The sequence below is a fragment of the Stenotrophomonas sp. CFBP 13724 genome (genome assembly GCF_014841975.1).
In the GTDB taxonomy this organism is placed as follows: domain Bacteria; phylum Pseudomonadota; class Gammaproteobacteria; order Xanthomonadales; family Xanthomonadaceae; genus Stenotrophomonas; species Stenotrophomonas lacuserhaii.
On the sequence record NZ_JACYUW010000001.1, the window covers coordinates 2,376,408 to 2,399,240 of the forward strand.

21 protein-coding genes are annotated in these 22,833 nt (G+C 67.1%); 4 read left to right on the plus strand and 17 right to left on the minus strand.

Annotated elements, in window-relative coordinates; all coding sequences use genetic code 11:
* Positions 1-50: 50 nt before the first annotated feature.
* The 13 genes from tolB to aspS all read right to left on the minus strand — a co-directional run bounded on the left by tolB (position 51) and on the right by aspS (position 12,946).
* A complete protein-coding gene (tolB, locus tag IFT63_RS10495; RefSeq protein WP_042613820.1) occupies positions 51-1,370 on the minus strand; it encodes a Tol-Pal system beta propeller repeat protein TolB in 1,320 nt (439 codons plus the stop codon).
* Positions 1,371-1,577: 207 nt separating this feature from the next.
* Entirely contained in the window at positions 1,578-2,648 is a 1,071-nt protein-coding gene (gene tolA / locus IFT63_RS10500; protein WP_042613821.1) for a cell envelope integrity protein TolA, read from the minus strand.
* Positions 2,638-3,063 (minus strand): protein TolR, encoded by a 426-nt coding sequence (gene tolR / locus IFT63_RS10505; RefSeq protein WP_192084034.1) that lies wholly within the window; start codon positions 3,061-3,063, stop codon positions 2,638-2,640. The genes tolA and tolR overlap by 11 nt, the downstream gene beginning before the upstream one ends.
* Before the next feature lie 20 nt (positions 3,064-3,083).
* Entirely contained in the window at positions 3,084-3,860 is a 777-nt protein-coding gene (gene tolQ, locus IFT63_RS10510; protein WP_042613823.1) for a protein TolQ, read from the minus strand.
* Positions 3,857-4,315 carry a tol-pal system-associated acyl-CoA thioesterase gene (ybgC, locus tag IFT63_RS10515; protein WP_192084035.1) on the minus strand — a complete coding sequence of 153 codons (459 nt, stop codon included), beginning with the start codon at positions 4,313-4,315 and terminating at the stop codon, positions 3,857-3,859. Before ybgC ends, tolQ begins: the two co-directional genes overlap by 4 nt.
* Positions 4,308-5,348: a Holliday junction branch migration DNA helicase RuvB gene (ruvB, locus tag IFT63_RS10520; protein WP_042613825.1), complete on the minus strand. Its 1,041-nt coding sequence runs from the start codon at positions 5,346-5,348 to the stop codon at positions 4,308-4,310. The genes ybgC and ruvB overlap by 8 nt, the downstream gene beginning before the upstream one ends.
* A 600-nt stretch (positions 5,349-5,948) precedes the next feature.
* A complete protein-coding gene (locus IFT63_RS10525) occupies positions 5,949-7,799 on the minus strand; it encodes a potassium transporter Kup (protein WP_192084206.1) in 1,851 nt (616 codons plus the stop codon).
* A gap of 99 nt (positions 7,800-7,898) precedes the next feature.
* A complete protein-coding gene (gene ruvA, locus IFT63_RS10530) occupies positions 7,899-8,492 on the minus strand; it encodes a Holliday junction branch migration protein RuvA (RefSeq protein ID WP_042613465.1) in 594 nt (197 codons plus the stop codon).
* A gap of 13 nt (positions 8,493-8,505) precedes the next feature.
* On the minus strand, positions 8,506-9,027 hold the full coding sequence (gene ruvC / locus IFT63_RS10535; protein WP_042613464.1) for a crossover junction endodeoxyribonuclease RuvC: 522 nt from the start codon (positions 9,025-9,027) through the stop codon (positions 8,506-8,508).
* A gap of 8 nt (positions 9,028-9,035) precedes the next feature.
* Complete coding sequence (locus tag IFT63_RS10540) at positions 9,036-9,761, minus strand: YebC/PmpR family DNA-binding transcriptional regulator (protein WP_042613463.1); 726 nt, start codon at positions 9,759-9,761, stop codon at positions 9,036-9,038.
* A gap of 94 nt (positions 9,762-9,855) precedes the next feature.
* Positions 9,856-10,488: an alpha/beta fold hydrolase gene (locus tag IFT63_RS10545; RefSeq protein ID WP_042613462.1), complete on the minus strand. Its 633-nt coding sequence runs from the start codon at positions 10,486-10,488 to the stop codon at positions 9,856-9,858.
* A 90-nt stretch (positions 10,489-10,578) separates the two neighbouring features.
* The gene (locus tag IFT63_RS10550; protein WP_042613461.1) at positions 10,579-11,112 is read right to left on the minus strand and encodes a GNAT family N-acetyltransferase; all 534 of its coding nucleotides are present in this window, start codon (positions 11,110-11,112) and stop codon (positions 10,579-10,581) included.
* Between the two features lie 82 nt (positions 11,113-11,194).
* On the minus strand, positions 11,195-12,946 hold the full coding sequence (gene aspS / locus IFT63_RS10555) for an aspartate--tRNA ligase (protein ID WP_192084036.1): 1,752 nt from the start codon (positions 12,944-12,946) through the stop codon (positions 11,195-11,197).
* A gap of 159 nt (positions 12,947-13,105) precedes the next feature.
* Here aspS and IFT63_RS10560 point away from each other — a divergent pair, with 159 nt between their 5' ends.
* Positions 13,106-13,849: a DUF3011 domain-containing protein gene (locus IFT63_RS10560; protein WP_042613459.1), complete on the plus strand. Its 744-nt coding sequence runs from the start codon at positions 13,106-13,108 to the stop codon at positions 13,847-13,849.
* Positions 13,850-13,965: 116 nt separating this feature from the next.
* Here IFT63_RS10560 and IFT63_RS10565 read toward each other — a convergent pair whose 3' ends face one another.
* Positions 13,966-14,622 (minus strand): hypothetical protein, encoded by a 657-nt coding sequence (locus IFT63_RS10565; RefSeq protein ID WP_192084037.1) that lies wholly within the window; start codon positions 14,620-14,622, stop codon positions 13,966-13,968.
* A gap of 46 nt (positions 14,623-14,668) precedes the next feature.
* Positions 14,669-14,905: a zinc ribbon domain-containing protein gene (locus IFT63_RS10570; RefSeq protein ID WP_042613457.1), complete on the minus strand. Its 237-nt coding sequence runs from the start codon at positions 14,903-14,905 to the stop codon at positions 14,669-14,671.
* Positions 14,906-15,023: 118 nt separating this feature from the next.
* Here IFT63_RS10570 and IFT63_RS10575 point away from each other — a divergent pair, with 118 nt between their 5' ends.
* Both IFT63_RS10575 and ggpS read left to right on the plus strand, forming a co-directional pair.
* Positions 15,024-16,265, plus strand: a complete 1,242-nt coding sequence (locus IFT63_RS10575; RefSeq protein ID WP_192084038.1) for an MFS transporter — start codon at positions 15,024-15,026, stop codon at positions 16,263-16,265.
* Between the two features lie 68 nt (positions 16,266-16,333).
* A complete protein-coding gene (ggpS, locus tag IFT63_RS10580; RefSeq protein ID WP_042613475.1) occupies positions 16,334-18,580 on the plus strand; it encodes a glucosylglycerol-phosphate synthase in 2,247 nt (748 codons plus the stop codon).
* Positions 18,581-18,618: 38 nt separating this feature from the next.
* On the opposite strand, the gene blaL2 is transcribed toward ggpS, so the two are convergent.
* Positions 18,619-19,515: a L2 family extended-spectrum class A beta-lactamase gene (blaL2, locus tag IFT63_RS10585; RefSeq protein WP_192084039.1), complete on the minus strand. Its 897-nt coding sequence runs from the start codon at positions 19,513-19,515 to the stop codon at positions 18,619-18,621.
* 178 nt (positions 19,516-19,693) lie between these two features.
* Here blaL2 and IFT63_RS10590 point away from each other — a divergent pair, with 178 nt between their 5' ends.
* A complete protein-coding gene (locus IFT63_RS10590; protein WP_042613454.1) occupies positions 19,694-20,557 on the plus strand; it encodes a LysR family transcriptional regulator in 864 nt (287 codons plus the stop codon).
* 86 nt (positions 20,558-20,643) lie between these two features.
* Here IFT63_RS10590 and IFT63_RS10595 read toward each other — a convergent pair whose 3' ends face one another.
* Positions 20,644-22,509: an ABC-F family ATP-binding cassette domain-containing protein gene (locus IFT63_RS10595; RefSeq protein WP_192084040.1), complete on the minus strand. Its 1,866-nt coding sequence runs from the start codon at positions 22,507-22,509 to the stop codon at positions 20,644-20,646.
* Positions 22,510-22,833: the final 324 nt, after the last annotated feature.

Sequence of the window (22,833 nt, forward strand, 5' to 3'; positions counted from 1 at the left end):
GGCTCCTAAGCCGGTGAATGGGGTAAATCTCGGAAAATATTAACACTCTTTTAGCGCTTGGTACGGTATGGCGACCATGCAGGTTCGCGAACATCGCCATCGGCCAGCACCAGGCGCTGGCGCACACGGGCATCGGCCGACACCGCGTACAGCACGCCGCGGCCACCTTCGCGCGCGGCGTAGAGCACCATGCTGGCGTTCGGCGCGAAGCTGGGCGACTCATCCAGCGAACCGGTGGAGAGCGTGCTCCAGCGCGGCGAACCCAGCGAGCTGTCCATCATCGCGACCTTGTAGCTGTTGCCGGAGCCCTGCGCCACGGCGATCTTCTTGCCATCCCAGGAAACCGACGGCTTGGCGTTGTAGTTGCCCTGGAAGGTAACGCGCTCGGCGCTGCCGCCGCTTGCAGAAACCTTGTAAACCTGCGGCCGGCCACCGCGATCGGAGGTGAAATACACCGCGCTACCATCCGGGGCCCAGGTCGGCTCGGTGTCGATGGCCAGGTGGTTGGTCAGCTGGGTCAGCTGCTTGCTGCCCAGGTCCATCGAGTAGACCTCCGGGTTGCCCGAACGCGACAGCGTCAGGGCCAGCTTGCGGCCGTCCGGGGAGAACGCCGGGGCACTGTTGATGCCGCGGAAGCTGGTCACCAGCTCACGTGCGCCGGTGGCGATGTTCTGGATGTAGATGGCCGAATTGCCGCGCTCGAAGCTGACGTAGGCCAGCTTGCCGCCATCCGGGCTCCACGAAGGCGACAGCAGCGGTTCGGCCGAACGCACGATGGTCTGCGGGTTGTAGCCATCCGAATCGGCCACCATCAGCGCGTAGCGCATGGCATCGCCGCGGCCACTGGCGGTGATGTAGGCGATCCGGGTCCAGAACGCGCCACGCACGCCGGTGATCTTTTCGTAGATCGCATCGGCCATCTGGTGGGCGACATCGCGCATGGCGTTGCCGCGTGCGGTCATCGCCAGGCCCAGCAGGCGCTCGCCCTTGGGCACGTCATACAGCTCGTACTCCACGCGGTACGCGCCGGCCCCGGCGTCCTGCACGCGCCCGACCACGATGTAGTTCTGCTTCAGCGCGCGCCAGGTGGGGAACTGGATGTCACCGCCGCGGGTGGGCTTTTCCACGATCTGCGCTTCGGGAAGCGTGCGGAACTGGCCCGAACGGTCCAGGTCGGCGCGGATCACCGCGGCCACGTCGGTCTGCGGCGCAGCGGCCGAACCCTCGTAAGGCATCGGTACGACGGTGATCGGCGTGGCCGAGGCACTGCCGCCCACGATGTCGATCTCAAGGCCCTTCTGCTGCGCGAGCGCGGCAAAGGGAAGCAACAGGGCCGCGAACGCGACCATCCAGCGGGGCATCTTTTTCATGGAATGCTCAGTCAAGGAACCACAGCGAGGGATAGCAGGAACGGGGTGAACGGTTTCGCAATCATGAACCAGACCGGTGTGAAAGCAAGGTCGGTACGAGGTCACGGGGCTTCGGTGGGTGCCGGGGGCTTCGGTGGGTGACGACCGTTGGTCGTCACGCTCCTTCTGTCCACGGCGTGACGACCAACGGTCGTCACCCACCGGCACTCAATCCGGGCGGAAGTTGAGGATCAGCTCGCGGTTGAACACCTGCTCGAAGCCCGCGTATGGCAGCGGCTGGGCATTCAGCACCGCCGCTTCGATCGAGCGCTTGCCGGCCTCGTCGTAGGGACAGCTGGCGCCGACCTTGGCCGACAGCACGCGGCCACCGCGCAGCTGGGTGATCACGATCTGGCAGCGCTGGCCGGAGGCGATGTTGTCCGGACGGATCCACGCGTCCTGCACCTTGGCCTGGATCGCCGCGGCGTACTTGGCGGTCAGGTCGTCACTGGTGCCGCCTGCCCCACCCGCCGGCTGCGAGGCCGCACTGCTGCTGGCACTGGCATTGGACGCGGCCGCCGCGTTGCGCGCGGCCGCCACCTGGCGCAGCCGCTGCTCGGCCAGCTTGGCTTCCTTCTCGGCCTGCTCACGGCGCGAACGCAGCTCGGCGATCTTCTTCTGCTTGTCCGCCTCGGCCTTGGTTTCGTTGGCCTTGCGCTCGTCCTCGGCGATCTTCTTCTGGCGGTCCGCTTCCTGCTGCTTGGCCAGTCGTGCGCGTTGTTCGGCCTCTTCCTGGCGCTTGCGCTCGGTCAGGTCGATCTGCTCCTGGCGACGCTTCGCCTCCTGTTCCTGCTTGGCCTTTTCCTGCGAAATGGCCAGCGCGCTGACCGCGTCCTGATCGACCTTGTCCGGCTGCGCCACGCGCTCCTGCGCCTGCGACTGCTGCGGCGTGGGCGCGTCCATCGGGCGCGGTTCGGGGGTCGGCTGCGGCGGCGGGATGGTGTCTTCCGGGATCGGTTCGGGCTCTGCGATGGGCTCGGGGATCGGCTCGGGCAGGGTTTCCAGGCGCTCGGACTGGCGCAGGGCCTGCCGTGCCGCCGACGCCTCGGCGCTGGACAGGGCCATGTCGGCCTGCACCGCCGGGTCCCCGGCAGCGGCTTCGGTGTTGCGCTCGGGCGACCACAGCCAGGCCACGATGAAGACCAGCGCAAGCAGCAGGTGGACCAGCGCGGCCAGGCTTACCGGCCAGGCCCAGCCCTGTTCTTCGTCGCGCGGCGGCGGCAAGGCGTCACTGTGCATCGGTGGCCAGGCCAACCTTTTCCACGTTCGCGCGCTTCAGCACGTCCATTGCCGCCACGACCTTTTCATAGGCCACGGCACGGTCGGCGGCGACGATCACGCGGACCGACTTGTCCTGCGCCACGATGCCGCCCAGCCGGGCCTGCATCTCCTCGGCGGACATCGCCGTGGGCTGCTTTTCGTCGGACAGCTTCAGGCTCAGCTGGCCGTCCGCGCGCACGGAAACGACGATCGGATCCTGCTTGCTCTCCAGCGCCTTCGCGTTGGAACGGGGCAGTTCAACCTCGAAGCTCAGCGTCAGCAGCGGCGCGGTGACCATGAAGATGATCAACAGCACGAGCATGACGTCGATGTACGGCACGACGTTGATTTCGGATTTGAGCTTGCGCCGCTTGCGGCGACCGATGGCACTCATGGTGGGCTCCTCGCCTGGGCTCAGTCGTCTGCGCCGGTCTGGCGCTGCAGGATGGAGCTGAACTCATCGGCGAAGGTTTCGAACCGCACCGCCATGCGCTCCACGCGCGTGGTGAAACGGTTGTACGCCCACACTGCGGGGATGGCCACGAACAGGCCGATGGCAGTAGCGAACAGGGCTTCGGAGATGCCCGGCGCCACCGACGCGATGCCGGCCTGCTCACCGCTGTTGATCATGTCGTGCATGGTCACCATGATGCCGAACACGGTGCCGACCAGGCCCACGTAGGGGGCGGTGGAGCCGATGTTGGCCAGCAGCTCCAGGTTGCGCTCCAGGCGGTCCACTTCGCGGGTGTAGGTGGTCCGCATGGCGCGCTGCGCGCCTTCCAGCAGTGCACGGCCGTCCAGCCCGCGACGGTCGCGCAGACGGTTGTACTCGCGGAAACCGGCTTCGAAGATGGCTTCCAGGCCGCCCACGCTGCGGTTGCGGTCGGTGGCGGAGGAGTACAGCTTGCCGAGGTCGGCGCCGGACCAGAAGCGGTTCTCGAACTCATCCGCTTCCCGGGTGGCCTGCGAGAACACGCGGGCCTTGCGGAAGATGATCACCCAGCTGATGAACGAACCGGCCAGCAGCAGCAGCACGATGATGATCACCGGAATGCTGGCCTTGGTCATCAGCTCCCAGTAATTGATGCCGCTGCGCGAGGCCTGTACGGCGGTTTCGGCGGCGGCGCTGGTGACGTCCTCCGGCAGCGCCTCGACCACCGTGGCCTGCAGGCCCAGAAGCATTGCGATCATCGTTGTTCCTCAGTCTGCAAATCAGGATTGTGTGGAGTAAGGGGGTGTTCGTGCGACTTCAGGACCGCCAGCAGCGCATCGTCCATGCCGCGCGGGCGGAAGGATTCCGCATCCAGTGCGGCAATCCTGACCTGCGCGTCCAGCAGCACCTGGCCATCGCGCAGCACCTGCTGGGCAAAGACCATGCTGGCGCGCCGGCACTGCACCAGCGTGGCGCTCACCTGCAGCGCATCGTCCAGTCGCGCCGGCTTGATGAAGTCCATCTCCATGGAGCGGACCGCGAACACCATGCCGTGTTCGCTGCGCATGCGCTCCTGGCCGAAGCCCAGCGCCCGCATCCATTCGGTGCGTGCCCGTTCCATGAAAGCCACGTAGCGGGCGTGGTAGACCACCCCACCTGCGTCGGTATCTTCCCAGTAAATGCGTGTCGGCCAACTGAACCGCGGCTCACTCATTGTCGGATTGCTCGGCGAAAAGGTCTACCGGGGGGGCCTTCGGCTTCAGGCCGAGATGGCGATACGCGCGATGCGTGGCCATCCGGCCACGTGCGGTGCGCACCAGGAAGCCCTGCTGGATCAGGTAGGGTTCGACCACGTCTTCCAGCGTACCGCGTTCTTCGGACAGCGCCGCAGCCATCGATTCCACGCCCACCGGGCCGCCATCGAAGTAGTCGACCAGGGTGCGCAGGAAGCGCCGGTCGAGCTCGTCGAAGCCCTCCGGATCGACCTTCAGCATCACCATTGCAGCCTGCGCCACGTCCTGGTCGATGTGCCCGTTGGCCTTGACCTGGGCGTAGTCACGCACGCGCCGCAGCAGCCGGTTGGCGATGCGCGGGGTGCCGCGCGAACGCCGTGCGATCTCCCCTGCCCCGTCGGCGGTGCAGTCGATGCCGAGGATCTTCGCCGAGCGGCGCACGATGCGCGTCAGTTCTTCGGCGGTATAGAACTCCAGCCGCTGGACGATGCCAAAGCGGTCGCGCAACGGCGCGGTGAGCAGGCCGGCGCGGGTGGTCGCCCCGACCAGGGTGAACGGCGGCAGGTCGAGCTTGATCGAGCGCGCTGCGGGCCCCTCGCCGATCATGATGTCGATCTGGAAGTCTTCCATCGCCGGGTACAGCACTTCCTCGACCACCGGCGACAGGCGGTGGATTTCATCGATGAACAGCACATCGTGCGGCTGCAGGTTGGTCAGCAGCGCGGCCAGGTCACCGGCCTTTTCGATCACCGGCCCGGAGGTCACCCGCAGCGCCACGCCCAGTTCATTGGCGATGACATGGCTCAGGGTGGTCTTGCCCAGTCCCGGCGGCCCGAAGATGAGCACGTGGTCCAGCGCATCGCCGCGTGCCTTGGCGGCCTGGATGTAGATATCCATCTGCTCGCGCACCGGCACCTGGCCGAGGTAATCGGCCATGCGTTTGGGGCGGATGCTGGCATCGACGGCGTCATCCTCGCGGGTGGCGTCGGCGCCAATGATGCGGTGTTCGGTCATCTGCCGATTATGCGGCAAATCGGGCGCGCGCCGTGCGATTGGGGGGTGATCGAACGGGTGATGCCCCCTCGCGGGTGGCTTTCAGAGCTGCATCTGGGGGCGGGCCGGGCGGGGAGGCTATGCGGGGCACGCGCAAGTACGTCCATGTAGCTCTTCGCGGCTCCTGCCGCTCAAGGCCCCGCACACCCTCCCCGCCCGACCCATGACAGGTTCCGGTGGCCGCCACCCGCGTATGAAAAAAGAAGAAAAGCGGTAGCGCCGAAGGCAGCGGCAGGAGCCGCTGCCAACGTCGCCTGCGACGGCCCGTAGGGTGCCGGTCAGGACGACCGGCATAGCCATGCTCGGCGAGCGCAGCGGGCCGTTGGCGGAAACATCCGCCGACCATGGGTCGGCGCTACCAAGGGACCACCATGGACCTGTCGAAGGTGGGGCGGGGAGGCTGTGCAGGACCGTCTGTTGCCATGGATGGCAACAGCGAGCCCCCAGGGACGGGTTCACGGCGTGTCCTGCACAGCCTCCCCGCCCCGCCAACAAGCAGCCCCGCAGCTGTTGCTGTTGCCGTTGCTCACGCTGAAGCCGCGCGCAACGCAGAAAACTCCTTTAGATCTCGACCTGCGCGCCCAGTTCCACCAGCCGGTTGCCGGGAATCCGGAAGAACCCCGTCGCCGGCGCGGCGTTGCGATGCATCAGCGCGAACAGCTTGTCGCGCCAGATCGGCATGCCACGGTTGGCGGTGGCCACGATGGTCTCGCGGCTGGCGAAGAACGTGGTGTCCATCGGATCGAAGTAGATCCCGCCGTGGTCGCACGAACGCATCAGCGCCAGCGGCACGTCCGGGGTCTCCATGAAACCGAACTTGACGTAGACCCGGTGGAAATCATCGCCGACCGATTCAATCTTCAACCGATGCCCCTCCGGCGCGTACGGCACCGGCAGGGTCACCACATGCAGGAACACATTGCGCTCGTGCAGCACCTTGTTGTGCTTCAGGTTGTGCATCAGCGCATGCGGCGCCACGGTCGGATCGGCGGTCAGGAACACCGCCGTGCCCGGCACCCGGACCGGCGGCGCCAGCATCAGCCCCGGCAGGAAGGTATCCAGGCGGATGCCGTCCTTGCGGATCTCATCGCGCAGCAGCTCGCGGCCGCGGCGCCAGGTGCGCATCAGGGTGAACAGCAGGATGCCCAGCACCACCGGGAACCACGCGCCCTGCATCAGCTTGGCGCCGTTGGCGATCACGAAGCCCAGGTCGATGATGAAGAACACCACGCACAGCGCGACGATCCAGTGCCGTGATTTCGGCCACAGGCTGCGCGCCACCAGGGCCAGCAACAGGGTATCGATCAGCATCGTGCCGGACACCGAAATACCGTAGGCCACCGCCAGGTTGGACGAGCTCTGGAATGCCAGCACCAGCCCGATCACCATCACCGCCAGGCCCCAGTTGATACCCGGTATGTAGATCTGGCCGATGGTGTCATGCGAGGTGTGCTTGATCCGCATGCGCGGGATGTAGCCCAGCTGCATCGCCTGGCGCGATACCGAAAACGCCCCGGTGATCACCGACTGCGAGGCGATCACCGCCGCCATCGTGGCCAGGATGATCATCGGGTACAGCGCCCAATCCGGCACAGCTTCGAAGAACGGGTTTTTCACCGCTTCGGGATGCTCCAGCACCAGCGCGCCCTGGCCCAGGTAGTTCATCACCAGGCATGGCAGCACGAAGAAGTACCAGGCGTGGCGGATCGGCTTGGCACCGAAGTGGCCCATGTCCGCGTACAGCGCCTCACCACCGGTGACCGCCAGCACCACTGCGCCGAGGATGAACACCCCGTGCCAGCCATGGTCCATGAAGAACCGGATCGCCCACCACGGGTTGAAGGCTTTCAGCACTTCAGGAGCGTCGATGATGTTGTACAGGCCGATCGCCGCCAGCGAAATGAACCAGATGCTGGTGATCGGCCCGAACGCCTTGCCGATTTTTTCCGTGCCGAAACGCTGCGCGGCAAACACCGCCAGCAGCACCACGATGGTGATCGGCAGGATGAAGCGATGCAGGCCGGGCGCGGCGATTTCCAGGCCTTCCACGGCACCCAGCACCGAAATGGCCGGCGTGATCACGCCGTCGCCGAAGAACAGCGAAGCGCCGAAGATGCCGAGGATGCCAACCACGTAGGCCGAGCGCGAGCCCTTGCTCAGCGTGCGCTGGGTCAGCGCCATCAGCGCCATGATGCCGCCCTCGCCTTCGTTGTCGGCGCGCATGATGATGGTGACGTACTTCAAGGTCACCACCAGGATCAGCGCCCAGAACGACAGCGACAGCACGCCCAGCACGGTGTCATGGTCGCTGGTCAGCCCGTAGTGGCCGGAGAATGCTTCCTTCAGGGTGTACAGCGGGCTGGTGCCGATGTCACCGAACACCACGCCGATCGCACCGACGACCAAGGCCATGCTGCTCCCGGTGGGGGCATGGCCGTGGCTGCCATCTTGCGGGTTGCTGGGGGTGGACATGGCGGGACTCGGTGGGGGTATCGAAAGGTAAGGGCAGGCTCAGCGCAGCGCCGACTGCAGGGCCTTGCGGATGACCATGGCGACGTCGTCGCCCTCGGCATTGGCATCGCGCGCCATGCGCGCCGCCTCGGCCGGCTTGTAGCCCAGCTGCTGCAGCGCGACGGTGGCTTCGGACACCGGATCGGCCGCGGCCGGCCCACTGCTGGAGGGCAGCGCGCCGCCGGCGCCCAGCTGGGCAGCACGGTCGCGCAGTTCCAGCACCATGCGCTCGGCGGTCTTCTTGCCGATGCCCGGGATGCGGGTCAGCGCGGTGACGTCCCCGGACTGCACCATCCGCACGAACTCCTCCACGCTGGCCGCCGACAGCACCGCCAGCGCGATCTTCGCGCCGATGCCGCTGACCTTCTGCACGTCGCGGAACAGGCGGCGCTCGCCATCGCGCAGGAAGCCGTACAGCGACACGCTGTCTTCCTTCTGCGCGTAGTGCGTGTACAGGATCACCTCGCGGCCGATGTCGGGCAGGTCGTAGAACGTGCTCATCGGGGCTTCCAGCTCGTAGCCGACCCCGTTGACGTCCACCACCAGCCACGGCGGCGCCTTGTAGGCGACGATTCCACGCAGGCGACCGATCATGCAGCAGTGCTCCTCATTTCCGGCCCCACGCCTGGCGGGCGCTGAGCCCCAGGCGGTTGGCCGTGGCCCGTACGTGGGCATGGGTGATGGCCACGGCCAACGCATCAGCGGCGTCGGCCTGCAGCTTCGTCTTCAGGCCGAGCATGAGCCCGACCATGTGTTGGACCTGTTGTTTTTCCGCTCCGCCGCGCCCCACCACCGCCAGCTTGATCTCGCTGGCCGCGTACTCGCTGACCGGCAGGTCACGCAGCACCACGGCCGAAATCGCCGCCCCGCGGGCCTGGCCGAGTTTCAGCGCCGAATCCGGGTTGCGCGCCATGAACACCTTTTCGATGGCCACTTCCTGCGGCTGGTACTCGATGATCAGATCGGCCAGTCCCAGCACCAGGATCTTCATCCGCTGCGGGAAATCGTCAGCGCCCAGCAACACCAGCGGCTGGTGGTGGACATGGCTGACACGGCCGGCCGCATCGACGTCGATGATGCCGACCCCGGTACGTTGCGAACCGGGGTCGATGCCGAGGATGCGGGTCATCGACGGGCTTAGGCGTGCGCGCCGAGATCGGCGTTGGAGTAGACATCCTGCACGTCGTCGAGGTCTTCCAGCATGTCCAGCAGCTTCTTCACCTGCAGGGCGGTGTCGCCCTCCACGGCAATGTCGTTGTCGGCGCGGAAGGTGATCTCCGCGTGGTCGCTCGGCAGCCCCGCGGCCGCCATCGCATCGCGCACGGCGTGGAAGGCATCCGGGGCGGTAACCACGTCGATGGAGGCGTCATCGGGGTACACCACGATGTCGTCCGCACCGGCCTCGATGGCGGCTTCGGTGATGCGGTCTTCATCGGCACCCGGCGCATAGCTGATCACGCCCAGGCGCTTGAACATGAACGCCACCGAGCCTTCGGTGCCCATGTTGCCGCCGCACTTGCTGAACGCATGGCGGACATCGGCGACGGTACGCACCTTGTTGTCGGTCAGGCAGTCGACGATCACGGCCACGCCGCCGGGCGCATAACCCTCGTAGCGGATCTCTTCGTACTCCACGCCTTCCAGCTCGCCGGTGGCCTTCTTGATCGCCCGCTCGATCACGTCCTTGGACATGTTCGAGGACAGCGCCTTGTCCATGGCCACGCGCAGGCGCGGGTTGTTGTTGGGGTCGCCTCCGCCACCGCGCGCGGCAACGCCGATCTCGCGGATGATCTTGGTGAAAATCTTGCCGCGCTTCGCGTCAGACGCGTTTTTGCGGCCTTCGATGGAGGGGCCTCTACCCATGGGGGCTTCCGTTTGGCAGCTTCAGGAACAGGGCGCGGATTCTACCTGATCGGGCGCCACAACCGTGTCCACCCTGCCGCAGGACCTGGCGCGGTCAGGCCGCCGCGGAGGCCTGGCCCGGATGAAAGCGTCCGTGGCGCAGGAACTGCGCGGTCTGCCGCGCTGCCTCCAACGAGAACACCAGCCCGCTGTGGGAACAGCGCACGACACAATGGTCGGCCAGTCCCGGCAAGCGGGTTTCAGCCAACGCCACGGTGCCGTCGGAGTCACCTTCCAGCGCGCCCAGCAGGCTGCCGAGGCCGTGCGGCACGCAACCGGCGACCAGTCCCACCCTCGCCTCGCCCTGCCAGTCCGGCAGCCCGTCCAGCAGCAGTCCGCTGCTGCGCCCGAGCGCTGCGGACCAGCCGTGTTCGGCCAGGATGCGCGCGGTGCCACTGCCGCGCAGCGGCGAGCCCAGGCAGACGACGCGCTGCACCTGCAGGTCCGGCGCCTGACGCAACGCCTCCAGCGCCACCAGCCCGCCCAGGCTGTGGCCCACCAGCGAGACCGGCCCGCGCTGTTGCAGACGCTCCAGCAATTGCGGGACGGCCACTTCGGGGCCGCCCAGCACGCTTGAATAGCCGAAAGTCTCGACCTGGAAGCCGCGCGCGCGCAGGCGCCAGGCGAGTGGACCGACCCAGGCGCGGGCGTTCCAGATGCCATGCAGGAGCAGGACGGAAGCAGTCATCGATGTAGGCTGGCTGTGTAGCGTGGCATGCAGGCGCATGGTGCCACGATTGAGCGCCAGCACGCAGAAAGCGTCAGTGAAAATACGCCCTCAGCCGGACGACGGTTCACGCCGCAGGATGAACTCCAGATCCTGGGTCTCACCGACCGGGAACAGGTATTCGCCCACCTTGTGGAAGCCGTAACGGGCATAGAAGCGCTGCGCGCCGAAGTTTTCCGACCATACCCCCAGCCACAGCGGACGTGGGCCGTCGCGCTCCAGCCAGGCCAGCGCGGTCTCCAACAGTCGGCTGCCCCAGCCGCAGCTCTGCTCGGCCTTGATCAGGTACAGCCGCTTCAATTCACCGTCGCCGGGCTGCACGTCCGGGTGCGGCAGGCCGCACGGACCGGCCGCCGCATGGCCGATCGCCACGCCTTCGTGCTCCAGCAGCCAGACCGCGTAATCCGGGTGCGCCAGGATGATGCGCTGGCGCTCCACCGCGTAGTTTTCGTCGAGGAAATCCTGCAGGTGCCGGGGCGGATACAGATGGCCGAAAGTCTCGGTGAAAGTGCGCGCGGCCAGCACCGACAGGATTGCCGCGTCGTCCACGCTGGCACGGCGGATCGCATAGGAACCCAGGACCATGTGCTTGCCTCATAGCGTCGAGCCGTCGCGACGGCGTGGTGGGAAAGGCTGCCGGCCCGTGCACGGCAGCCCTGGAGCGACCTCAGTCCTTCTTTGGACGCACCTGGATGTGCACTTCAGCCAGCTGCGCATCGGCGATCGGCGACGGCGCATCGGTCATCAGGCACTGCGCACCGGTCGTCTTCGGGAAGGGGATGACGTCGCGGATCGACTCGGTACCGGCCATCAGCGCGGCGATGCGGTCGATGCCGAAGGCGATGCCCCCGTGCGGCGGCGCGCCGTAGTTCAGCGCATCCAGCAGGAAGCCGAACTTGGCACGGGCTTCTTCGGCGTCGATGCCGAGCAGCTCGAACACCGCGCTCTGCATGTCCGGACGGTGGATACGGATCGAACCGCCGCCGATCTCGTTGCCGTTGAGCACCATGTCATAGCCACGCGACACCGCGGTCTTGGCATGCGCGCGCAGGTCGGCGATGTCATCCACCGCCGGTGCGGTGAAGGGGTGGTGCAGGGCGACGTAGCGCTGCGCTTCCTCGTCCCATTCGAACATCGGGAAGTCGGTCACCCACAGCGGTGCCCAGCCATCGGCGACCAGGCCGAAGTCCTTGCCGGCCTTCAGACGCAGCGCGCCCATGAAATCGGACACCTTGTTGTAGCCGCCCGCGCCGAAGAACACGATGTCTCCATCGCCGGCGCCGACGTGGGCCAGCAGTGCGGCGAAGCCGTCTTCGGTGAAGAATTTCTGGATCGGCGAGCTGACCTCGCCGGTGTCGCTGATCTTGATGTAGGCCAGGCCCTTGGCGCCGTATTTGGCGGCGTGGGCGGCGTATTCGTCGATCTGCTTTCGGCTCAGGCTGCCACCGCCCGGGATGCGCAGCGCGGCCACGCGGCCATCGGCATCGCTGGCGGCCGCGCTGAACACCGGGAACTCACTGGACTTGACCAGCTCGGCCACGTCCACCAGTTCCAGCGCGATGCGCAGGTCCGGCTTGTCCGAGCCATAGCGACGCATCGCCTCGGCCCAGGTCATGCGCGGGAAGCGTGCAGCCAGCTCCACCTGGACCACTTCCTTGAAGATGTCGCGGATCATGTCCTCGACGAAATCCTGCACGTCCTGCTCGCGCACGAAGGCGAATTCCATGTCGAGCTGGGTGAACTCCAGCTGGCGGTCGGCACGCAGGGCCTCGTCGCGGAAGCAGCGCGCGATCTGGTAGTAGCGGTCGAAGCCGGCGACCATCAGGATCTGCTTGAACAACTGGGGGCTCTGCGGCAGGGCGTAGAACTCGCCCGGGTGCATGCGCGCCGGCACCAGGAAGTCGCGCGCGCCTTCCGGGGTGGCCTTGGTCAGGATCGGGGTTTCGATGTCCTGGAAGCCACGCTCGTCCAGGTGGCGGCGCAGCGCCTGCACCAGCTTGATGCGGGTGCGCTGCATGCGCTGCATTTCCGGGCGGCGAAGGTCCAGGTAACGGTACTTCAGGCGGGTTTCTTCGCCCGGATTCTCGTGCGCGTGGAACGGCAACGGCGCGGCCTTGTTGAGCACGGTGATGGCGGTGGCGATCACTTCCACCTTGCCGGTGGCCATTTTGTCGTTGACCGCGTGGCGGGCACGCACCACGCCTTCCACCTGCAGCACGTCCTCGTAACCGAGCGAGGCGGCCACGGCGAACACTTCGGCGTTGTCGACCTCCACCGTCACCTGCACGATGCCTTCATGATCGCGAAGATCGATGAAGCACACGCCGCCCTGGTTACGGGCCACGTCGGTCCAGCCGGCGAGGGTGACAGTCTGGCCGATCAGGGTCTCGTCGACCAGGCCGCAGAAGTGGGTACGCATGGGGGAAAGCTCCGCTGTTGTACGCCGGCGCCAGGAAGGACCGGAAAGCCCGTTATTCTGGGGCCGAGCCCCCACCGGGGGCAAATCCTTGGCAGTCACGCCGATTTAATCCAGTTCGTACCTATATTCGCGGACCATCGACCGCTCGGGGATGTCGCCATGAACCGCTGGACCCTGGCCTGCCTGGCCACCGCGCTTGCCTGCTCTGCCCCGCTGTTTCCCGCCCATGCCCAGATCGGCACCCGTGCCTATGCGCCGGAGAACCTGGCCCAGCTTTCCAGCAACGACCGGACCCGGGTGATCAGCCAGGAGTACGCCGAACAGTCCAACGGACGCCGCATTCCCGACGACCAGCTGCAGTTCTACCTGGCACAGGTCAACTCCGGCTGGGGCTTTTCGCGCATCAAGCAGGACATCGCCACCTCGCTGCGCGGAGGCGGCAATGGCGGTAGCGGCGGGAACTGGGGCGGCGGCGGGCAGCACAGCGGCAGCATCCGCTGCGAGAGCCAGAACAACCGCGAGCGGGTGTGCAATACAGGCTGGCGCAATGCCCGGCTGGTCCGGCAGATCTCCGGCACGGCCTGCGTGGAAGGCCGCACCTGGGGCACCCGTGATGGCGCGGTCTGGGTCAATGGCGGCTGCCGCGGCGAGTTCGCCCAAGCCCGCGGCTCCAGCGGGGGCAACTGGGGCGGCGGCTGGGGCGGGGCCAACAACAACTACAGCGTCACCTGCAGCAGCAACGACAAGCGCCGCTCCACCTGCGCGTGGGAAGCACGCCGCGGCCGGCCGGTGCTGATCGAACAGCTGTCCGGCAGCGCCTGCCGTGAGAACCAGACCTGGGGCTACAACAATGACAGCCTGTGGGTCAGCAACGGCTGCCGCGCGCGTTTCGGCGTGCGCTGACCCAGCCACGCCGCTTCCGGTAATGACGGCCGCTGGCCGTCCGCTCCCCGTCCTGGTGGGTGACGACCGTTGGTCGTCACGCTCTCGCCGCTGCGCTGGCCGAGCATGGCTCGGCGCTACCCGCCGTTACCCACCCGGCCGGCGGGCTTGTCGGCGCCCCAGGGTGCCGGCGGCAATGCCACCGGCCGGGACAGGTCGAACACCACGCGGAAGCGTCGCCCATCGGGCCGGGTCAGTTCGTAGACGAACTGCCGATCCGGATCGATCTCCATCGCCCAGATGTTGTGCGTGGACGCCAGCATGTCCGCCTTGCGGAACATCGCCACCGAATCGGTATCGGCCGGGAACTCCTGGCGCTGCGCCGTGCCCGGACGCCTGCTGTCGCCGCCATACAGGCTGATCGCATCCGGGCTGCCGTCGGCATGCCGATGGTCGTGCTTCAGGCGCAGCCCACTTTCGGTTCGGCTCAACACCCAGGTGCGCGAGTGGTCATCGCCGACATGGAACGGGATCCGCAGCTGATGGGCCGGGTCTTGGCAACCACGCACGTGCATCACCAACCGTTTGCCCGCGAACGGGTCCGGCCCGGTGCTGGCCGGGTTGTCTTCCACCACCTGTCCAGCAAAGGCCTTGCCACAATAGGCGGCCACGCTGGCAAGGAAGGCATCGGCCGGCGCGTTGGACACCTCGTGCGCCACCGGATCAGGGGAAGGGTTGCTGCACCCTGCAAGGGCCAGCAGCATAGCGAGGGAAGACGTCCGGAGCAGGTTCATCGCTCCACCCTACCCAGCCACGCGGCATGGCGCAAACCCTCTGTGCTTACTCGCTCTTCGCAGGTGCCGCGGCTGCGGGTTTTTCCGCCAGGTTTTTCTTGTTGGAACCAAAATCGGTCTCATACCAGCCTCCGCCAGCCAGCCGGAACGAGGGCGCGGTGATCTGCCGCTTCACCGTTTCCTGGCCACAGGACGGGCACTGCGTCGGGTCTGCATCAGCAATCTTCTGCAGGCGGTCAAAGGTGTGGCCGCAGTCGGCGCAGGCGAATCCGTAGATCGGCATCGTAGTCGTCAGGTAGGAAATCAGGCGCGCATGTTAAGGCATTGCAAGCGGCCCGGCAGACCCCCTGTGTTAAGGTCGGTGACGTGTTTGCCAAACCTTCCCCACGAAGGTCGCACCCATGTTGCGGCTGACTTCACTGCTGCTTGGCGTGGCTTTGCTGCTCACCGGCGGCGGCCTGCTGGGCACCCTGCTGGCCGTGCGCGGCGGGCAGGAAGGCTTCAGCGCCAACGCGCTCGGCTGGGTGATGTCCGGTTATTTCGCCGGCTTCTTCGTCGGCACCTTCACCGCCCCGCCGTTGATCCGGCGCATGGGCCATAGCCGCGCCTTCGCCTTCCACGCCGCCCTCGCCACCATGGCCGTGCTGCTGCATCCGCTGTGGGTGGACCCGTGGGGCTGGGGCCTGCTGCGGGTGGTCACCGGCATCGCGCTGGTCGGCCTGTATACCGTCATCGAAAGCTGGCTCAACGCCGAGCCCGATCCGCAGCGGCGCAGCCGGGTGTTTTCGCTGTACATGATGATCAACCTGTCCGCGCTGGCGCTGGGGCAGGTGCTGCTGATGCTCGGCGATGCCGGCGCGGCGGCGATGTTCACCGTCACCGCGCTGCTGGTGTGCGCGGCGATGCTGCCGGTCACCGCCACCCGCCTGCAGCAGCCGGACGTGCCCAACGTGCCGCGCCTGAAACTTGGCAACCTGTACGCCCTGGCACCGGTGGCCACCGTGGCCGCCGGCCTGTCCGGGCTGGCGATGGGCCCGTTCTGGGGCCTGCTGCCGGTATTTGCCGGGGACATCGGCCTCAGCGGCGATGGCGTGCCGTTGTTCATGCTGGCCGCCATCGCCGGCGGTGCCCTGCTGCAATGGCCGCTCGGCCGCATCAGCGATGGCCACGACCGGCGCATCGGCCTGATGGCGGTCAGCCTGGCCGCCGCCGGACTGGCGGTGCTGGCGGCCATGCCGCTGATCCAGCAGCAACTGCACGTGATGTTCCTGCTGGTGTTCTGCTACGGCGGGCTGGTGTTCGCGCTGTACCCCTTCGCGGTGGCGCACATGCTCGATTACCTGGCCAGCGAAGACCTGCTGTCCGGCTGCAGCAGCCTGCTGCTGGTGCATGGCGTCGGCGCGGCGGTCGGCCCGGCCATCGCCGGCGCGCTGATGAGCCGCTTCGGAGCCCCCGCGCTGCCGCTGTACTTCGCGGCCGTGTTGACCTGCCTGGCCGTCTTCACCGGCATGCGGCTGCTCTCGCATGCCCGCCTGCGCACCCATCCGGCACCGTTCCGCGCGATGCTGCGCACCACGCCGTCGGCACTGGAACTGATGCCCGAAACCGAAACTCCCCTCCACCCTGAAAAGGAAACGCATTGACTGTTGGAAGCCCTCCCTCTGCTACCGAACCCGTAATCCCCGCTGTTGAAACCGCAGCACCGCCGCAACTGATATTGGCCACCGACCTGGATGGCACCTTCCTGGCAGGCAGCGCCGAACAGCGCCACCGCCTGTACCGGCTGATCGACCAGCATCCCGGCATCAAGCTCATCTTCATCACCGGCCGCGGCCTGGAAGCGGTGATGCCCCTGCTATCCGACCCCTCGATCCCGCGCCCGGACTACATCGTCTGCGATGTCGGCGCCACCGTGGTCGATGGCCACACCCTGCAACCCCTGCAGCCGCTGCAGTCGATGATCGAAGCGCACTGGCCCGGCGAGCACGTAGTGGCTGCCGCTATGCGCCCCTACACCGCGCTGCAGCGCCAGGACGTGCCACAGGAACGCCGCTGCTCGTACTTCTGCGACCCGAAGACGCTCGCCCCGCTGCGCGCGCAGATCGAACAGACCGCACGCTCGCTGGGCTGCGATGTGCTGTATTCGGCCGACCGTTATCTCGACATCCTGCCGCCGGGCACCGACAAGGGCCGCACGCTGGCCGCACTGGCGCGCACGCTGGGCCTGCCGGTCGAACGCATCCTGGTCGCCGGCGATACGCTCAATGATCTGTCCATGTACGTCGCCGGCTTCCGCGGCGTGTGCGTCGGCCAGTCCGAACCGGCCCTGCTGGAGGCCACCGCCGGCCAGCAGCGCACGCTGCACGCGCAGGCGCCCGGCTGCGGCGGCATCCTCGAAGCGATCACCCATTTCAACCTGCTGGACGCGCGCGATCCGCACCTGGCCGCCCCCGCGCCGGTGTCGCACGAAGGCGCCCAGTTGCTGATGGTCTACCACCGCCTGCCCTTCGATGAAGCGATCGAGGACGGCAAGCTGGTGCAGCGTCCGCCGCGTTCGCCGAACGGCATCATTCCCTCGCTGCTGAGCTTCTTCAAGGGCGGGCAGAAAGGCAGCTGGATCGCCTGGGGCATCGATGATCCCAAGCACCGGCCGTTCCAGCGCCACGTGCAGGTGGACGAAACCCAGTACCCCACCCTGCGCGCCACCCGCGTACCGCTGAGCCGGCAGGAAGTGGACATCTTCTACAAGCGTTTTTCCAAGGAAGCGTTCTGGCCGATGCTGCATGTGTTCTGGGAACGCGCGCGCTTCCGCGAAGACGACTGGCAGGTGTTCCTGAAGGTCAACCGCAAGTTCGCCGAGGCCACCGCGGCCGAAGCGGCGCACGGGGCAACGGTATGGATCCACGACTACAACCTGTGGATGGTGCCGGCCTACCTGCGCGAGCTGCGCCCGGACGTCAAGATTGCCTTCTTCCACCACACCTATTTCCCTTCGGCGGATGTGTTCAACGTGGTGCCGTGGCGCCGCGAGATCATCGGCAGCCTGCTGTCCTGCGACTACATCGGCTTCCACATCCCGCGCCAGGTGGAGAACTTCGTGGACGTGGTCCGTGGTGCCGCACCGGTGGAGCGCCTGGCCTGGGAAAACTGCGCCCCGCGCTTCCTTACCTACGGCTGCGCGGTGGGGCTGGACACCATGACCACCCGCCTGCGCGTGGGCGACCGTGACGTCGCCTTGGGTGCCCACCCGGTCGGCACCGACCTTCGCCGCATCCATGACACGCTGGCGCGAAGCGACGTGCGCAACGACATTTTCAAGCTCCGCCGCGAAATCGGCGCGCGCAAGCTGGTACTGTCGGTGGAACGGCTGGACTACACCAAAGGCACGCTGGCCAAGCTGGAAGCCTTTGAACGGGTGCTGGAGCAGCATCCGGAGCAGTGCGGCCAGGTCACCCTGCTGATGGTCTGCGTGCCGGCCGCACGCGAAATGACCGTGTACCGCACCCTGCAGAACCAGATCGAGCAGGCGGTGGGCCGCATCAACGGCCGCTTCGCACGGCTGGACTGGACGCCAGTGCGCTTCTTCGCCAAGGCCCTGCCGTTCGAGCAGGTGGTGGCGCACTACGCCGCTGCGCAGGTGATGTGGATCACCCCGCTGCGCGATGGCCTGAACCTGGTGGCCAAGGAGTTCATCGCCACCCACGGCATCGAAGGCAGCAACGGGGTTCTGGTGCTGAGCGAGTTCGCCGGCGCGGCCGCTGAGCTGAAAGGCGCGGTGCTGACCAATCCGCATGATCCGGCCGATCTGGCCGCCGGCCTGATGCAGGCGCTGCTGATGCCCGAAGAAGAGGCCGAAGCACGCCAGCGCCAGTTGCACGGCATCGTGGAGTACTACGACGTGGACCGCTGGGGACGCGAGTTCCTGGAAGCAGTGGAAGGCAGCAGCAGGGCCGCCTAGCGGCGGCACCCGTAGCGGGCGAGCTTGCTCGCCCTGCGTCAGCCGATCATCCCGTCGGCCAACGCGGCCACCCGGGCCAGCACCGCGTCGCGCTGGCCGCTGTCCACGCTGGCGCCCTGCAGGTAAGCGGTGAGTACCCACGCGGTGCCACCGCCCAGTGGCCACAGCACGCCGATGTCGTTGCGCGTGTCCTTGCCGTTGCTGCCGGTCTTGTCACCGACCCGCCATCGCTTGCCCAGCCCGGCCCGCAGCGTCGCATCGCCGGTCTCGTTGTCGATCAGCCAGTCGGCCAGCTGCTGCCGCGATGCCGGCCGCAGCGCATCGCCGAGCACGAACCGCCGCAGGCTGACCGCGCTGGCGGCGGGACTGGTGGTGTCGCGCGGGTCGCCCGGCGTGAACCGGTTGAGTTCCGGCTCGTACCGATCACTGCGGGTCACCGCGTCACCGTGGGAACGCATGAAGGCCGTCAGCGCCGGCGGCCCGCCCAGGTGCCGCAGCAGCAGGTTCGCCGCCGGATTGTCGCTGGTCACCATCGCAGTGCGGCAAAGGTCGCGCACGCTCAGGTCCTTGCCCACGTGCCGGCGGGTCGTCGGCGCATGGTCGATCAGGTCCTCCGCGCGCATCGGCAGGCGCTCGTCGAGGAAGCCCGGCTGGCCATCGGCCCGATGCAGTGCCGCTGCCGCGAGCATCCACTTGATCGTGCTGCACATCGGGAAGCGTTCGTCCTGGCGGTGCCCCACCCGCTTGCCGGTGCGGGTGTCCAGCAGGGTCACCCCGAGCCGCCCGCGGCTGGCCTTTTCCAGCGCAGCGAAGTCCGCAGCCGTGGCGATGCTGGCCGCGGCCGGGCCGGGCGCGCTGCGTGCCAGGGCCGGAACCGCGAGTGATGACGCCAGCGCGACGGCACTGGTCTGCAGGAAATGGCGGCGCGACAGCATGGGCATTCTCCGGATGGTGAGACCCCATGGTGGTCGCTGGCAGACCTTCCGACCAGCACGACGTTTCAGGGGGAGCCCCTTGAAATTCTCATGGCAGTTCCCTCAGGGCCCACGCCCAGCGACCAGATGATCGCAGCGCGCTACCATCCGACATCAATCCAGCTCATTACGACATGGCATGTTGTCACCTTCGCTTCCGCTCAACGCCCTGCGCGCCTTCGAGGCCGCCGCGCGCCACCAGAACCTGACCCGCGCCGCGCTGGAGCTGTGCGTCAGCCAGGCCGCGCTCAGCCACCAGATACGCGGCCTGGAAGAACGCCTGGGTGTTCGCCTGTTCCATCGCCTGCCCCGTGGCGTGGCGCTCACCGATGAGGGAGCGGCGCTGTATCCGGTGATGAACGAGGCCTTCCAGCGGATCACCCTGGCGCTGGCCCGCTTCACCGGCAGTGGGGAGAAAGAAGTGCTGACGCTGGGCGTGGTCGGCACCTTCGCCACCGGCTGGCTGCTGCCGCGGCTTGCCGGGTTTGAAGCCACCCATCCGGACATCGAGCTGCGCCTGCAGACGCACAACAACCGCATCGACCTGGCCGGCGAGGGCCTGGACCTGGCCATCCGCTTTGGTGAGGGCGACTGGCAGGGTCAGGTCTGCACCCGCGTGCTGGCCGCGCCATTCGCGCCATTGTGCGCACCCGGTCTGGCGCGCCGCCTGCGCGTGCCCGCCGACCTTGCCGGTCTGCCGTTGCTGCGTTCCTACCGCGCTGATGAATGGCCGCGCTGGCTGCAGGCCGCAGGCGTCACGGGGCTGGAAGCGCGCGGGCCGGTATTCGACTCTTCATTGACCCTGGCCGCCGCCGCGACCAGCGGCGCGGGCATCGCGCTGCTGCCGCTGTGCATGTTCGAACAGGAACTGGCCGAGGGCCGGCTGCAGCAACCGTTCGCGCAGACTGTCGAACTGGGCAGCTACTGGCTGACGCGGCTGCGTTCGCGCAGTGAGCGCGAACCCGCGCGGCGGTTCGCCGCGTGGCTGCAGGGCGCGGCCTGACACACGGTGCGTGCGGACCAAGGTCCGCACCTACCAGGCCCGGCGCATCTGTAGGTGCGGACCTTGGTCCGCACGCGCATCGACGATCAACCTTCCAGCAGCGCCAGCCAGGCCGCTTCGGCCTTCTCCAGCAGCGCTGCGGTGGCTTCGCGGTCGCGTCCCAGCACTGCCATGCGCGTGGCATCGGCGTAGTTGGACGGATCGGCCAGCTGCCGGTCCAGCTCGGCGAGGCTGGCTTCCAGCTCGGCCACCTTGCCCTCCGCGGCCGCCAGCTTGTGCGGGTTGGGCGCCTTCTTCTGCACCACCTGCACCACCGGCTCGGTCTTCACAGCCACCGGTGCAACGGTCTCGGCCAACTTGGCCTTGGTGCCCTGTGCCTGCGGGCGCGTACGCAGCCATGCCGCGTATTCGTCCAGGTCGCCATCGAACGGTTCCACCACGCCATCGGCCACGCGCCAGAACGTATCGCAGACCAGCCCGATCAGGTGGCGGTCATGCGACACCATCACGATGGCGCCCTCGAAATCACTCAGTGCTTCGGCCAGCGCCTCGCGCATTTCCAGATCAAGATGGTTGGTCGGCTCATCGAGCAGCAGCACGTTCGGCTGCTGGTAGGCGATCAACGCCAGCGCCAGCCGTGCACGTTCGCCACCGGAGAAGCCATCCACCGACTCGAACGCGCGGTCACCGGCGAAATTCCACTTGCCGAGGAAATCGCGGAACGACTGGTTCGGCGCGTCCGGGGCGATGTCGCGGAAGTGCTCCATCGGCGACTGGCCCTCGTGCAATGACTCCACCGTATGCTGGGCGAAGTAACCGATCTTCAGGTCCGGATGCGCGGCACGATCACCGCTGATCGGATCCAGTTCGCCGACCAGGGTCTTCACCAGGGTCGTCTTGCCGGCGCCGTTCGGGCCCAGCAGGCCGATGCGCTGGCCCGCTTCCAGGCCGAAGCCGACATTGTGCAGGATCACCGAATCGGCGCCGTAACCGGCCTCCACATGGTTCAGGCGGATCAGCGAGAACGGCAGCTTGGCTGGCGGCGCGAACTCGATGCGGAACTCGCGCTCGGCCCGCACCGCTTCGGTGCCGGCCATCTTCGCCAGGCGCTTCATGCGGCTCTGCGCCTGCGCGGCCTTGGACGCGGTCGCCTTGAAGCGGTCGATGAAGCTCTGCAGGTGGGCGCGCTCGTTCTGTTCTTTCTCGTGCGCGATCTGCTGCTGGCGCAGCTGCTCCGAACGCTGGCGTTCGAAATCGGTGTAGCCGCCGGTGTACAGCTTGGCGCCGCCGTTATGCAGGTGCAGCGTGTGGGTGGCCACGTTGTCCAGGAACTCGCGGTCATGCGAGATCAGCAGCAGCGTGCCGGGGTATTTCAGAAGCCACTGTTCCAGCCAGTACACCGCATCCAGGTCCAGATGGTTGGTCGGCTCATCGAGCAGCAGCAGGTCGCTGGGCATCATCAGCGCGCGTGCCAGGTTCAGGCGCACGCGCCAGCCGCCGGAGAACGAGGATACCGCGCGGTGATGCGTATCAGCCGGGAAACCCAGGCCGTGCAGCAGCTTGCCGGCACGCGCTTCGGCATCGTAGGCACCGACTTCGGCCATCTTCGTATGCGCTTCGGCCACTGCTTCCCAGTCCTCGCGGGCGGTCGCGGCGGCTTCTTCGGCCAGCACTGCGGCCACCACCACGTCGCCGCCCAGCACGAAGCTCAACGCCGGATCCGGCAGTGAAGGCGTTTCCTGGGCCACGCTGGCAATACGCACCTTGCCGGGCAGGTCGACATCGCCCTTGTCGGCTTCCAGCTCACCCTGCACGGCGGCGAACAGACTGGACTTGCCGGCACCGTTGCGGCCGACCACGCCCACCCGGTAACCGGCATGCAGGGTCAGGTCGACGTTGGACAACAGCAGCCGCTCGCCGCGGCGCAAGGCGAAATTACGGAGGGAGATCATCGGGGGGGTCCATATAACGGAATGGAATGTGCTGGTGAGCACCTTTCCTGCGACGCAATTCTAACGTTAACGAATACTTGACGTATCCCGGGGCGCGCCCGGGTCCATCCTCTCTCTCCCACGGAGGTCGGCCAGCGCCTCCCGGGCTCCTTCCCCCAAGACCCTGTCATTGCGGCTAAATGGTTGCTTCTGCAATGGTTTTTGACATTACCGTCATTTGACAGGGAATTAAATTGTCGTTAATTGCTGTATTGCGCACCGCAACAACGCCGTCCCGTTCCCCGAGATGTCGCCCCGGTGCCTTCCCCAACCGGAGCTACGTCC

What these genes read in the sequence shown, in the direction of transcription:
- tolB (WP_042613820.1), bottom strand. Translation starts at nt 1,370, where the DNA reads ATGAAAAAGATGCCCCGCTGGATGGTCGCGTTCGCGGCCCTGTTGCTT.
- tolA (WP_042613821.1), bottom strand. Translation starts at nt 2,648, where the DNA reads ATGCACAGTGACGCCTTGCCGCCGCCGCGCGACGAAGAACAGGGCTGG.
- tolR (WP_192084034.1), bottom strand. Translation starts at nt 3,063, where the DNA reads ATGAGTGCCATCGGTCGCCGCAAGCGGCGCAAGCTCAAATCCGAAATC.
- tolQ (WP_042613823.1), bottom strand. Translation starts at nt 3,860, where the DNA reads ATGATCGCAATGCTTCTGGGCCTGCAGGCCACGGTGGTCGAGGCGCTG.
- ybgC (WP_192084035.1), bottom strand. Translation starts at nt 4,315, where the DNA reads ATGAGTGAGCCGCGGTTCAGTTGGCCGACACGCATTTACTGGGAAGAT.
- ruvB (WP_042613825.1), bottom strand. Translation starts at nt 5,348, where the DNA reads ATGACCGAACACCGCATCATTGGCGCCGACGCCACCCGCGAGGATGAC.
- IFT63_RS10525 (WP_192084206.1), bottom strand. Translation starts at nt 7,799, where the DNA reads ATGGCCTTGGTCGTCGGTGCGATCGGCGTGGTGTTCGGTGACATCGGC.
- ruvA (WP_042613465.1), bottom strand. Translation starts at nt 8,492, where the DNA reads ATGATCGGTCGCCTGCGTGGAATCGTCGCCTACAAGGCGCCGCCGTGG.
- ruvC (WP_042613464.1), bottom strand. Translation starts at nt 9,027, where the DNA reads ATGACCCGCATCCTCGGCATCGACCCCGGTTCGCAACGTACCGGGGTC.
- IFT63_RS10540 (WP_042613463.1), bottom strand. Translation starts at nt 9,761, where the DNA reads ATGGGTAGAGGCCCCTCCATCGAAGGCCGCAAAAACGCGTCTGACGCG.
- IFT63_RS10545 (WP_042613462.1), bottom strand. Translation starts at nt 10,488, where the DNA reads ATGACTGCTTCCGTCCTGCTCCTGCATGGCATCTGGAACGCCCGCGCC.
- IFT63_RS10550 (WP_042613461.1), bottom strand. Translation starts at nt 11,112, where the DNA reads ATGGTCCTGGGTTCCTATGCGATCCGCCGTGCCAGCGTGGACGACGCG.
- aspS (WP_192084036.1), bottom strand. Translation starts at nt 12,946, where the DNA reads ATGCGTACCCACTTCTGCGGCCTGGTCGACGAGACCCTGATCGGCCAG.
- IFT63_RS10560 (WP_042613459.1), top strand. Translation starts at nt 13,106, where the DNA reads ATGAACCGCTGGACCCTGGCCTGCCTGGCCACCGCGCTTGCCTGCTCT.
- IFT63_RS10565 (WP_192084037.1), bottom strand. Translation starts at nt 14,622, where the DNA reads ATGAACCTGCTCCGGACGTCTTCCCTCGCTATGCTGCTGGCCCTTGCA.
- IFT63_RS10570 (WP_042613457.1), bottom strand. Translation starts at nt 14,905, where the DNA reads ATGCCGATCTACGGATTCGCCTGCGCCGACTGCGGCCACACCTTTGAC.
- IFT63_RS10575 (WP_192084038.1), top strand. Translation starts at nt 15,024, where the DNA reads ATGTTGCGGCTGACTTCACTGCTGCTTGGCGTGGCTTTGCTGCTCACC.
- blaL2 (WP_192084039.1), bottom strand. Translation starts at nt 19,515, where the DNA reads ATGCTGTCGCGCCGCCATTTCCTGCAGACCAGTGCCGTCGCGCTGGCG.
- IFT63_RS10590 (WP_042613454.1), top strand. Translation starts at nt 19,694, where the DNA reads ATGTTGTCACCTTCGCTTCCGCTCAACGCCCTGCGCGCCTTCGAGGCC.
- IFT63_RS10595 (WP_192084040.1), bottom strand. Translation starts at nt 22,509, where the DNA reads ATGATCTCCCTCCGTAATTTCGCCTTGCGCCGCGGCGAGCGGCTGCTG.